The 12,472-nt window shown below is 69.1% G+C and carries 9 protein-coding genes; 6 read left to right on the forward strand and 3 right to left on the reverse strand.

Going from position 1 to position 12,472, the window contains the following annotated elements; translation table 11 throughout:
* The first annotated feature begins 2 nt into the window (after positions 1 to 2).
* From ispH to efeB, 6 genes are all read left to right on the forward strand, one after another.
* Positions 3 to 1,478 carry a 4-hydroxy-3-methylbut-2-enyl diphosphate reductase gene (gene ispH, locus AC5592_RS18885; RefSeq protein WP_063064990.1) on the forward strand — a complete coding sequence of 492 codons (1,476 nt, stop codon included), beginning with the start codon at positions 3 to 5 and terminating at the stop codon, positions 1,476 to 1,478.
* The gene (gene hpnH / locus AC5592_RS18890) at positions 1,479 to 2,480 is read left to right on the forward strand and encodes an adenosyl-hopene transferase HpnH (RefSeq protein ID WP_036503553.1); all 1,002 of its coding nucleotides are present in this window, start codon (positions 1,479 to 1,481) and stop codon (positions 2,478 to 2,480) included.
* A gap of 48 nt (positions 2,481 to 2,528) precedes the next feature.
* Positions 2,529 to 4,322, forward strand: a complete 1,794-nt coding sequence (locus AC5592_RS18895; protein ID WP_051024785.1) for a 1-deoxy-D-xylulose-5-phosphate synthase — start codon at positions 2,529 to 2,531, stop codon at positions 4,320 to 4,322.
* Positions 4,319 to 5,446: a flavodoxin-dependent (E)-4-hydroxy-3-methylbut-2-enyl-diphosphate synthase gene (gene ispG, locus AC5592_RS18900; protein ID WP_063064991.1), complete on the forward strand. Its 1,128-nt coding sequence runs from the start codon at positions 4,319 to 4,321 to the stop codon at positions 5,444 to 5,446. The genes AC5592_RS18895 and ispG overlap by 4 nt, the downstream gene beginning before the upstream one ends.
* A 100-nt stretch (positions 5,447 to 5,546) precedes the next feature.
* Positions 5,547 to 7,673 carry an iron uptake transporter permease EfeU gene (gene efeU, locus AC5592_RS18905; RefSeq protein WP_084506864.1) on the forward strand — a complete coding sequence of 709 codons (2,127 nt, stop codon included), beginning with the start codon at positions 5,547 to 5,549 and terminating at the stop codon, positions 7,671 to 7,673.
* 37 nt (positions 7,674 to 7,710) lie between these two features.
* The gene (gene efeB / locus AC5592_RS18910; protein WP_036507618.1) at positions 7,711 to 8,946 is read left to right on the forward strand and encodes an iron uptake transporter deferrochelatase/peroxidase subunit; all 1,236 of its coding nucleotides are present in this window, start codon (positions 7,711 to 7,713) and stop codon (positions 8,944 to 8,946) included.
* Positions 8,947 to 8,995: 49 nt separating this feature from the next.
* On the opposite strand, the gene AC5592_RS18915 is transcribed toward efeB, so the two are convergent.
* The 3 genes from AC5592_RS18915 to AC5592_RS18925 form a co-directional block, all read right to left on the reverse strand.
* The gene (locus AC5592_RS18915; RefSeq protein WP_198163880.1) at positions 8,996 to 10,240 is read right to left on the reverse strand and encodes an MFS transporter; all 1,245 of its coding nucleotides are present in this window, start codon (positions 10,238 to 10,240) and stop codon (positions 8,996 to 8,998) included.
* A gap of 2 nt (positions 10,241 to 10,242) precedes the next feature.
* Entirely contained in the window at positions 10,243 to 11,463 is a 1,221-nt protein-coding gene (locus tag AC5592_RS18920) for a cytochrome P450 (protein ID WP_036508319.1), read from the reverse strand.
* A gap of 158 nt (positions 11,464 to 11,621) precedes the next feature.
* Positions 11,622 to 12,359, reverse strand: a complete 738-nt coding sequence (locus AC5592_RS18925; protein ID WP_063000206.1) for a response regulator transcription factor — start codon at positions 12,357 to 12,359, stop codon at positions 11,622 to 11,624.
* Between the last annotated feature and the right edge of the window lie 113 nt (positions 12,360 to 12,472).

Here is a 12,472-nt window from a genome sequence, read left to right on the forward strand (position 1 = left end):
GTATGACCCGGCCCGGAACCGTCTGCGCCCCGCTCCTATCGGAGTGGGCAGCACTGCGGGGCGCCGCCACGGCGCCCGTGGTACACACCGGGCGGGGTCCGCGGCGGCTCTACGACGCCGCCGCGGCGGGCCCGGTCGCGGTGGCGGGAGTCGCGGGTGCGCTGACCACAGAGCTGCGTCCCGGCGATCTCGTGGTGGCCAGCGAGATTCGGCGCAACGGTACCGAATTACCCAGTCCCGCAGCGATTCTGCTGCACAGAGAATTGCTGCGACTCGGGCTGCCGGCACGGCTCGGGCCGGTGTATTCCGCCGAACGCGTCGTCACCGGCCGGGCGCGAGCCGCGCTGGCGGAGTCCGGCGCGCTCGCCGTCGATACCGAAACGGCGTTCCTCGCCGCCGACGCCCCCGACGGACAGGCCGTCGCGATCCGGGCGATCGTCGACACCCCGGCCGCGCCGCTGCTCCGCCCGGGCACGATATGGCGTGGGGTGCGGGCACTGCGTTCACTGCGCGCGGCGGCGCCGGCGCTGGACCGGTGGTCGGCGGCGACCGGTGATCGCGAGATCCTGCTCGCCGGTCCGCGTTCGTTCTGCGCCGGGGTCGAGCGGGCGATCGAGATCGTCGAGCAGGCCCTGGACCGCTTCGGCGCACCGGTGTACGTGCGGCGTCAGATCGTGCACAACAGCCAGGTGGTGCGCGAACTGGCCGGGCGGGGAGCGGTTTTCGTCGAGGAGCTCGATCATGTGCCCGAAGGCGCGGTGGTCGTGCTCGCCGCGCACGGGGTGGCCCCGGAGGTCCGCCGCCAGGCCGAACGCCGCCGCCTGCGCGTGATCGACGGCACCTGCCCGCTGGTGTCGAAGGTGCATGCGGAGGTGCGCGCCTTCGCCGCCGCGGACAAGACGGTCTTCCTGATCGGTCACGCCGAGCACGAGGAGGTGGTGGGCACCCGCGGCGAGGCGCCCGAGAACGTCGTCGTGGTCGCCGATCCGGAAGCGGCCGCCCGGGTGTCGCCACCGGACCCGGATCGGGTCGCCTACGTCACGCAGACCACCCTGGCCGTCGCGGAAGCCGAGGCCACGGCCGCCGTACTGCGGCAACGGTTTCCGGCATTGAGCGGGCCGCGCAAGGACGACATCTGTTACGCCACCACCAATCGCCAGCAGGCGGTGCGCGCGGTGGCCCGCGAATCGGACCTGGTGCTGGTGCTGGGTTCGCGCAACTCCTCCAATTCGCTGCGGCTGGCCGAGGTCGCCGCGGCCGAGGGTGTGGCGGCGCATCTGGTGGAGGACGCCGGTGAGGTCGAATTGAACTGGCTGGCCGGCACCCGCCGCATCGGCGTCACCGCCGGCGCGTCGGCACCGCCGTATCTGGTGGACGACCTGGTCGAGGCCCTGTCCGGGCTCGGCGCCCTCCGGGTCCGCCACACCACCGTGACCGAAGAGAGTGTTCGATTCAACCTGCCTCGGGAGGTGAGCTGAATGGCCATGCCATTCCGTCAATCCGTACGTCTGGGAGCGTATCTCGCCAAGCAGAAGCTGCTGCGGCGCGAGAAGTTCCCCATCCTGGTCGAATTGGAGCCGCTGTTCGCCTGCAATCTGAAATGCGCGGGCTGCGGCAAGATTCAGCATCCGCATACGCTGCTCAAACAGCGGATGCCGGTCGAACAGGCCGTCGGCGCGATCGAGGAATGCGGCGCTCCGATGGTGTCGATCGCCGGTGGCGAACCGCTGATGCATCCGCAGATCGACGAGATCGTGCGGCAGCTGCTCGACCGCAACAAGATCGTCTTCCTGTGCACGAACGCGGTGCTGCTGCCCAAACATCTGCACAAGTTCGCACCGCACCGCAATTTCGCGTGGATGGTGCACCTGGACGGATTGCGCGAACGCCACGACGCCTCGGTGTGCAAGGACGGTGTCTTCGATCAGGCCGTGGCCGCGATCCGCGAGGCCAAGGCCGCGGGATTCCGGGTGATGACGAATACCACGTTCTTCGACGTGGATTCGCCGCAGGACGTGATCGACGTCCTGGATTATCTCAACGACGAGCTCGAGATCGACCATATGCAGATCGCGCCGGGCTACGCCTACGAGAAGGCGCCCGATCAGGAGCATTGGCTCGGCGTGAAGGAGACCCATCAGCTGTTCGCCAAGGCCTTCGCCGACGGGCGCCGCAAGAAGTGGCGGCTCAACCACTCCCCGCTGTATCTGGATTTCCTGGAGGGCAAGGTCGACTTCGACTGCACCGCCTGGGCGATTCCGTCGTATTCGCTCAAGGGGTGGCAGCGGCCGTGTTATCTGCTGGACGACGGTTATGTGGCCACCTATCGGGAATTGATCGACGACACCGACTGGAACGCCTTCGGCCGCGGCAACGATCCGCGCTGCTCCAATTGCATGGCGCACTGCGGATACGAGCCGACCGCGGTGGTCGCGACCCTGGGTTCGTTGAAGGAGACGATCCGCGCCGCCGTCAGCTGAGTCGAATCGACACCGGGTCGAATTCCCCCACCGGAAGGTGAGCCACGCATGAACCCCTCGCCGCGCGGGCCGGACCCGCTCGCCGCCCTCACCGGACCCGACGCGCTGGCCGCGTTGTCCGACGACGAACTGCCCGCGCTGGCGCAGCGGTTACGCGATCGCCTCGTCGAGACCGTCACCGGAACCGGCGGCCATCTCGGCGCCAGCCTGGGGACGGTGGAACTGACCATCGCGCTGCATCGCGTATTCCGTTCGCCCACCGATGTTCTCGTCTTCGACACCGGACATCAGAGTTATGCGCACAAGTTGCTCACGGGGCGGGCATCCACCTTCGACACACTGCGGCAGGCCGGCGGGGTCGCGGGCTATCCGAACCGCACCGAATCCGCGCACGACTGGGTGGAGAACTCGCACGCCTCGGTCAGTCTCGCCTGGGCCGACGGCATCGCCAAGGCCTTCCACCTGCGCGGCGAACACGATCGCCGGGTGGTGGCGGTGATCGGCGACGGGGCGCTGACCGGCGGTGTGGCGTGGGAAGGTCTGAACAATCTGGGTGCGGGCGGGCGGCCGGTCGTGGTGGTGCTCAACGACAACGGGCGCTCCTACGATCCGACCGTCGGTGCGCTGGCCGGCCATCTCACCGGGCTGCGCGAGGGTGACATCGTCTCCGGAAATCTGTTCGACGCCTTGGGTTTCAGCTATCTGGGCCCGGTGGACGGCCACGATATCGGCGCCTTGTGCACGGCCCTGCACAAGGCGGTCGCACTGGCCAAACCCGTTGTGGTGCATGCGGTGACGGTCAAAGGCCGCGGCTTCGGCCCGGCCGAGGCGGACGAGGCCGACCGCATGCACGCGTGCGGGGTGATCGATCCGGTCACCGGTGCGCCGCGTAAACAACCCGCCCCCACCTGGACCGATATCGTCGAATCCGAACTGGCCGATATCGCCCGCGACCATCCGGAGGTGATCGCCCTGACCGCGGCGATGCGGCTGCCCACCGGACTCGGCGAATTCTCCCGGAGCGCACCGGAGCGGGTTTTCGATTCCGGGATCGCCGAACAGCACCTGCTGGCGTCCGCGGCGGGATTGGCCGCGGCCGGTATGCATCCCGTGGCTGCGGTGTACTCGACCTTCCTCAACCGTGCCATCGACCAGGTACTGCTCGATATCGCCCTGCACGAACTGCCCGTCACCCTCGCGCTGGACCGCGCCGGCGTGACCGGCCCGGACGGGCCCAGCCATCACGGGATGTGGGATCTGGCGCTGCTCACCTGCGTGCCGGGGATGCGGATCGCCTGTCCGCGCGATCCCGGCCGGATCCGCGAACTACTGCGCGAAGCCGTCACCACAGCCGGCCCCACCACGGTGCGCTATCCGAAAGCTACTGCCGGAGCGGATATTTCGCCGCTGGCGCGAATGGACGGGATGGATATCCTGTACCGCGGGCCGCGCAGTCCGCTCGACATCCTGCTGGTGGCGGTCGGCCCGATGGCCGGGCCGTGTCTGCGCGCGGCGGAACTGCTGGCCGACCGCGGTTTCGGCGCCACCGTCGTCGATCCGCGCTGGGTGTGGCCGATCAATCCGGGACTGCCGGCGATCGCGGCACGACATCGGCTCACCGTCTGCGTGGAGGACGGTATCGCCGCCGGCGGGATCGGCACCCACCTGATGCACGCGGTCGCCCGCGACACGGGCGCCACCCCGGTCCGCGCCCTCGGCCTGCCCACCGAATTCATCGCCCACGCCTCCCGCGACAGCATCCTGACCGAGTACGGCCTCACCGGCGAAGGCATCGCCGCCGCCTGCACACAGTGGTTACCCGCGACCGAGAGGATCCGATGACGGCCGTATTCCTGTCCGAGCCCTCGGCTCCGCCCCTGCGACCACGCCGGGAGAGCCGGCGCATCGACGTCGGTTCGGTGCCCGTCGGCGGCGGCGCACCCATCTCGGTCCAGTCGATGACCACCACCGTCACCGCCGACGTCGAGGCGACGCTGCGCCAGATCGCCGAATTGACCGCTGCCGGTTGCGATATCGTCCGCGTCGCCGTGCCCACCCAGGACGACTGCGCGGCACTGCCGACGATCGCCCGCCGCTCGGCCATCCCCGTGATCGCCGACATCCATTTCAATCCGCGCTACGTCTTCGCCGCCATCGACGCCGGCTGCGCCGGGGTGCGGGTCAATCCGGGCAACATCCGCACCTTCGACGACAAGGTTCGCGAGATCGCCGCGGCGGCCGGTGCGGCGGGGGTGCCGATCCGCATCGGGGTCAACGCCGGTTCCCTCGATCGGCGCATCCTGGACCGGCACGGCGGTCGCGCCACGGCCTCCGCCCTGGTCGAATCGGCGTTGTGGGAGGCCGGGCTGTTCGAGGAGCACGGATTCACCGCACTGAAGATCTCGGTGAAACACAACGATCCGCTGACGATGATCCAGGCCTACCGGTTGCTCGCCCAGCGCTGCGACTATCCGCTACACCTGGGGGTCACCGAGGCGGGTCCGCCGCTGCAGGGCACCGCGAAATCGGCCACCGCGTTCGGGATCCTGCTGTCCGAGGGAATCGGCGACACGATCCGGGTCTCGCTGTCGGCGCCGCCGGTCGAGGAGGTCAAGGTCGGGCACCACATCCTGGCGGGACTCGGGCTGCGCCCCCGCACCCTCGACATAGTGTCCTGTCCGACCTGCGGTCGCTGCCAGGTCGACGTCTTCGAGCTCACGAAGAAGGTCGAGGCGGCCTTCCGGGATTTTCCGGCGCCGCTGCGCGTCGCGGTGATGGGCTGCATCGTCAACGGCCCGGGTGAGTCACGGGAGGCCGATATCGGGGTCTCGGCGGGCAATCACAAGGGTCAGATCTTCGTCCGGGGCGAGGTGGTGCGGACGGTGCCGGAATCGATGATCGTGGAGGCGTTGCTCGAGGAAGCGGTGACGCTGATCTACGACGCGCCGGAGAACCGGTCCAGCTAATACGGACATACCTCGCATACCACCCCATCTGCGGCAATGAGTACTCGCTACAGGCGTGCAGGATTGGACCTGTGGTATAGGTATGCCTTACCTTTGGACGGTGAGCTGGGCCGAGGCTGTACCGAATCTACTGATCTGCCTGCGGGAGGGCCTCGAGGCGGGACTCGTGGTGACGATCCTGCTGGCTGCCGTGCGCAAGACGTCGACCCCGCAGCGCCCGGTCTCCGCGACTCCCGTCTGGCTCGGCCTGCTCGGCGCGGTATCGGTGGCGGCCAGCTTCGCGGCCGTGCTCACCTACTCCACGAGCGTGCTCTCGAATTCCGGCCAGGAAATCGTCGGCGGCACCCTGAGCGTGATCGCGGTCGGACTGGTGACGGCGATGGTGTTCTGGATGCGGCGCACCGCCGCGTCGCTGTCCGGTCAGCTTCGCGGTGAGGTCGCCCGCGCCACCGCGATCGGGGCGGGTGCGCTGGCTATCACGGCCTTCATGGCCGTCGGGCGCGAGGGCCTGGAATCGACGCTGTTCGTCTGGACCGCCGTGAAGGCATCCGGCACCACGGTCGCACCGCTGGTCGGCGCCGCGCTCGGTTTCGCCGCCGCGGTGGTGCTGTGCTGGTTGCTGTACCGGCAGTCGGTGAAACTCAACCTCGGCGTGTTCTTCAACCGCACCGCGCTCGCGCTGATCGTGATCGCCGCCGGTGTGCTGTCCTACGGTCTCGGTGATCTGCAGGACGCGAACATCCTGCCCGGACGACACTGGGTGGCCTTCGACCTGTCGGCCCATATCGACCCGAATTCGTGGTGGGTCTCGATCATCACCGGCATCACCGAGCTCACGCCGCGCATGACGGTGCTGCAGGTTGTCGCCTGGGTGGTCTACCTGGCCGTGGTGATCCCGCTGTTCATCCGCGCGGGACGCCAGGCGCCCGCGAAGGCCCCGGCGAAGGCGGCGCCCGCCACGACGGCAGGCACCGCAGCCGCGGCGGCCCCCCTGGCGGTGCCGACCGCGGCGCACGACGGCTCCGAGCAGACGCCCGACTGGTGGGAGCGAATCGCCGGGCCGCGGCCGTTGCTGGTCGGTGCGGTGCTGGTGGCCGTTCCCGCCGTGGCCGCCGGGGCGGCGATCGCGCTGCTGCCGTCGAGCGGCTCCGGTAAGGCGCAGGCGGTGTCGGTCACCGACAGCTCGTGTGCCTCGGAATGGAAGTCCGGGCGGGCCGGGACGCAGACGTTCGAGGTGCAGAACAAGACGTCCAAGGCCGGGGAGATCAACCTGGTGAACTCCGGCGGTGCGGTCGTCGGCGAGATCGAGACGATCGGCCCGGCCACCACCGCCAACCTGACCGCGACCTTGAGCAGCGGCACCTACACCATGCAATGCCTGATGTCCGGTAAGCCGGTGACCTCGTCGGCGGCGGTGCAGGTCAGTGGCGAGGCGGGCGACACCCCGCCGGCCGTCAAACGCGTCACCGAGGACGATCTGCGCGGCCCCAACGACGCCTATCAGGCCTACGCCGCCGGTGTGCTGACCCGGCTCTCCGGCGCCGTCACCGCGATCGGCAACGATCTGCGTGGCGGCAATATCGCTGCCGCACAAGCGGATTGGCTCAGTGCCCAGCTGGAATGGGAGCGCGTCGGCGCCTCCTACAACAGTTTCGGCGACGCCGGCACCGCGGTCTCGGGTCTGCCCGACGGCCTGCCCGGTGGTGCGAACGATCCCGGATTCACCGGTCTGCACCGGCTGGAATACGGCCTGTGGCACGGACAGCGGCCCGATCAGCTGCTGCCGGTGGTCGATCGGCTCGGCGGCGATATCGCGAACATCCGGAAGAATCTCGGCAGCGACGACCTCGCCGGCGATCCGAAGAATCTGCCGCTGCGCGCCCACGAAATCCTGGAAGACGCTCTGCGCGACCATATTTCGGGCATCGACGACCAGGGCGCGGGCGCGGCGTATCCGATGACGCTCGCCGACATCGACGTGACTCGCGCGGTCCTCGATCAGCTCGGCCCGCTGATCGATCCGCGGGCGCCGCAACTGCGCGCCACCCTGCGCACCCGCCTCGACGAGTTGCAGGCGGCCCTGCTCGCCACCCAGAACCACGGACAGTGGCAGTCGCCGGATCGGACCCCGCCGGGCGCGCGGCAAGCCGTCAACGCACGCCTCGGCGCCGCTCTCGAGGAACTCGCCAAGGTGCCGCGGTTGCTCGAAGTGCCGATCTCCCACTGACCATGCCGAACCACCGACCGACCAGTAAGGCTTCACGATGAACGTCAGCCGCCGCCGCTTCCTCTCCGGCGCCGCCGCCGGTGCCGCCGGAACCGCGCTGACCGCGGGCATTCTCGCCGAGGGTGCCCGCCAGGATGCCGACGCCGCCACGGTGGGCACCCCGAAGGCCGAGGCGAGTTATCCCTTCCACGGCGAACATCAGGCCGGCATCCTCACGCCGGGCCCGTCGGCGAAACAGAACGCCGCCTGCTTCGCCGCCTTCGACGTCACCACCACCCACCGCGCGGAATTGGTGGAGGCGATGAAGACCCTCACCGCGCGTGCCCGCTTCCTCACCGCCGGCGGCGCCCCCACCGACCTCGGCCTCGGTCAGCCGCCGTCCGACAGTGCGGTGCTCGGGCCGGAGGTGATCGCCGACGGGCTCACCGTCACCACCGGAGTGGGCGCGAGCCTGTTCGACGGCCGCTTCGGGCTGGCCGCGGCCAAACCCGCCAAACTCACGCCGATGCGAACCTTCCCCAACGACACCCCGGATCCGGCCTGGATGCACGGCGATCTGCTGATCCAGCTGTGCGCCCACCACCCCGACACGGTCCATCACGCGCTGCGCGACATCACCCGCCAGACCCGCGGCGCACTGCAACTGCGCTGGAAGATCGACGGCTACAACTCTCCGCCGCGTCCCTCCGGCACCGGCCGGAACCTGCTGGGCTTCAAGGACGGAACGGCCAACCCGACCGGCGCCGACGCCGAATCGCTCATCTGGACCGACGGCGGCGGCGAACCGGAATGGACCCGCGGCGGCACCTACCAGGTGGTCCGGCTGATCCGCATGCTCGTCGAATTCTGGGACCGGGTCTCGATCAACGAGCAGGAGAACATGTTCGGGCGCCGCCGCGACTCCGGCGCCCCGCTCGACGGCAATCAGGAATTCGACACCCCCGACTACGCCGCCGACCCGGAGGGCTCGGTCATTCCGCTGGATTCCCATATCCGGCTGGCCAATCCGCGCACCCCCGAAACCGCGCGCCAGCAACTGGTCCGCCGCTCCTACAACTACGACCTCGGCGTGGAGCGCAACGGCAACATGGCCTCGGGGCACATCTTCACCTGCTTCCAGCAGGACGTCGCCCGCCAGTTCGAGGCCATCCAGACCCGGCTGATCAACGAACCCCTCACCGACTACGTCCAGCCCTTCGGCGGCGGCTACTTCTTCGCGCTGCCGGGAGTGCGTGACGAGAAAGATTGGTACGCAAGGGCTTTGCTCAGCTGAGCGGACCTCCGGCCGGGAGCGCCGCGCGGCACTCCCGGCCCGGGACACCCTAGGAGCCTGCCGGTGTCGGCTGCGCCCCGGATGACTCCGGCGCCGCCACCGCGCTCCCGCGGCCGAGCAGCAGCGTCACCACCGGGAAGACCAGCAGACTGCACACCCCGCACAGCAGCCCGACCGACCAGAACGCGGAACCGCCGTCGAGCAGTGCGGCGGCCGCCGCGGTGCCCGCCATCATCCCGCCGTACTGCACCGAATAGTTCAGTGCCAGAACGGTTCCGCGCGCATCCGGGCTGAGTTCACTGGCGAGGGTGGTCAGTGCGGACTGGCCGAAACCGACCGCGCCACCCCAGACGACCTGCACCACGATCGCCAGCGCCAGCGAGCCGGTCGAGAGCGAGAAGGCCAGCACCGACGCCGCGGCCACCAGCGCCGCCACCGCGATGACCCGGCGCCGGCCGACGGCATCGGCAAGGCGGCCACCGTAGATGTTGCCCACGACGCTCATCGCCCCGCCACCGGCCAGCGCCAGCCCGACCCATCCGGTCGTGAGCCCGAAGTTGCTCGAGTAGAACAGTCCGCCGTTGGCGAACATGCCCTGCAGTCCGGCGGTCCACAGGAAGGTGCACAGCAACGTGAACAGCACCGCCGGATTGCCGAGTGCGGCACGGAACTGCCGCGCGAAGATGGCCAACGGCCCCGCGGGTGCGGCGGCGGCCGCCGCGGTGTGGGGGACGAATCTGGTCAGCGGCACGAGCAACAGCGCCGCGGCGACGCCGATGCCCCAGAATGTCCACTCCCAGGACACGATTCCGGCCAGGAAGGCACCCGCGGGCACCCCGAGCACCGAGGCGCCCATCATCGCGCCCACGATCACCCCGATCGCGGCGCCCCGGCGTTCGGCCGCCACCGCACCGGAGACGAAGGCGAGGATGGCCGGCACCAGGATCGCGGCGCCGAGTCCGGAGATCGCGCGGAACACGATGATCGCCGCGAAGCCGGAGGAGAATCCGGTCAGTACCGTGCCGACGGCGAAGACGGTGAGTCCCGCGGTCATCAGTCGCTTGCGTCCCCAGCGGTCCGAGAGCGGACCGAAGATCGGCGCGGCGATCATGTAGGCCAGCGCGTAGGCGGTGACGAGCAGACCGCCGAGCCGGGGCGAGACGTGGACGGAGTGGGTGATCTGCGGCGCCAGCGGCGAGACGACCAGCGCGTCCAGGCCGACGAAACATCCGCAGATCGCCAGCACGGTGAGCCAGCGCCGCTCGGACACGGCGGAGGAACGAGGTTCGGTCACGCTCACCACTCCACTGGAAAGGTGTTGGGCCGCAGCGTGAGCAGGCCACTGGACCAGTCGATGTTCTCCGGGTCGACCGCCAGGTGCAGATTCGGCAGCCGCCGCGCGAGTGTCGCCAGCCCGATCTCGAGTTCCAGCCGTGCGAGCCCGGCGCCGGGGCAGAAGTGACTGCCGTGGCCGAAGGCGACGTGTTTGACGTCCTCGCGGGTGAGGTCGAGGCGGTCGGGATCGGCGACGTGGCGGGTGTCGCGACCGGCGGCGTGCATGATCGGGATGACACCTTCGCCCTGGCGCACGACCACGTCACCGATTTCGAGTTCCTCGGTGGCGACCCGGATGAAACCGATTTCCGACGGCGGGGCGTAGCGCAGCAGTTCCTCCACGGCGTGCCGCACGACCTGGCGGTCGCCGACCTGATCGACCAGCAGTCGCCACTGGTCCGGGTGCCGCAACACCATGAACGCGGCGCGGCTGAGCGCACTGACCGTGGTGTCGTGCCCGGCGACGAGCAGATTGATCGTCAGCCAGACCAGTTCCTGTTCGGAGAGGCGGTCGCCGTCGTCGCGGGCGGTGATCAGATCCGAGAGCAGGTCCTCACCGAGCGCCTCTCGCCGCTGCGCGAGCAGGGAGACGACGTAGGCGGCGGATTCCTCACGGGCGGTAAGTCTTTCGTCGGCGGTGTGCGCGGTGATGCTGACCAGATGGTCGGTCCAGCGCTGGATGTCGGCGCGCCGTTCCCGCGAGGCGCCCAGCAGATCGGTGATCACCCAGATGGGCAGCAGGGCGGCGAAGTCGTGGTGCAGGTCGGCCGGGCGCGGCCCCGCCTCGAGCGCGTCGACCAGTTCGTCGGCGATCTCCTGGATGCGCGGGCGGATCTGCTCGGCGCGTTTGGGCGTGAACGCGGGCGAGATCAGCCGCCGCAGGCGCCGGTGGTCGGCACCGTCCTGACTGAGCAGATTGAAGGGGTTGTCGGCGAAGTCGGGACCGTTGATCACCCGCGGCGCGCCCGGTTCCCGCAGGGCGGCGCGCGACAGCCGGGAATCGGACATCGCGGCGACCACCTCGTCGTAACCGGTAACCGCCCACGCGGTGTCGCCGCTGGGTAACCGCACCTTGGTGACCGGGCACTGGGCGCGCAGTTCCGAGAATCGCTCCGGTGGTTCGCCGAGCGGTCCCAACGGAAACGGATAGTAGTCGAGCGTCTCGTCGATGGAATTCGACATTGGGGATTCCCCCTCCTGGATCGGAAAATGCGACGACGAATGGGAAGCTGCCTCGAATGATGAATGAAGAGATTCAAGTTCGACACTTGGCAAACTTTCGAATACCAAGATAACAGCCGATCTTCGACGAGCACAAGAGATCGGCCCCGCCGGGAGACTCAGCCGGCGCGCGAGGCGATGGTCACCGTCGGCCGCAGGTACACGATCGCCTGCGCCCGGGTGCGCACGGACAGTTTGCGCAGGATGTTGGAGACGTGGAACTTCACCGTCTTGTAGCTGACGTGCAGCACCTGGGCGATCTCGCTGTTGGACAGCCCGTCGGCGACCAGGATCAGGATCTCGTGCTCGCGCTGGGTCAGGCTGTCGAGGGCGGTAACCGGTTTGTGCGCTACCGCGGGGAGGTAGGGAGCGGTGGCGTCGAGGACCAGGCGGGTGATCGACGGCGACAACATGGCCTGGCCGCGCACCACCGCATCCACCGCGCTGACCAGGTCGACCGCACTCGAGCGCCGCGAAACCAGCCCCCGCGCACCCGCCTGCAGATACCGCAGCAGCAGTTCGCTGTCGGTGCCCTCGGACACCACGACGACCCCGACCTCGCCGCCGGGGCGCACCGCGGTCAGGCGCTGTGTCAGGCCGGGTCCGTCCCAGCGCGGCGAGGGGCAGTGATCGAGCACCACCACATCCGCCTTGTCGGCGGCGACCATCTTCAGTGCCGCTTCGCTGTTGACCGCCGGTCCGACCCAGCCGACATCCGGCATTCCGCGCAGTACGGAGATCAGTCCGCTGCGCATGATCTGCTCGCCGCACACCACGAGAACCCGGGCACGACCCGAATCGCGCCCATGGGCGTCGCCGAATTCTCTGGCCGTATTCGGTAGTTCGGTCACGGTCATCGAGGCCCCCAAATTTTCATGGGCCATGAATACAGTTGCAGGCCCGGCAGGTGACGAGAGGTATCGGGATGCTCCTATCACAACTCGGGAACAAACCCGACAAATAACGCTAA

The organism is Nocardia violaceofusca NBRC 14427, assembly GCF_963869435.1.
GTDB lineage: Bacteria > Actinomycetota > Actinomycetes > Mycobacteriales > Mycobacteriaceae > Nocardia > Nocardia aobensis.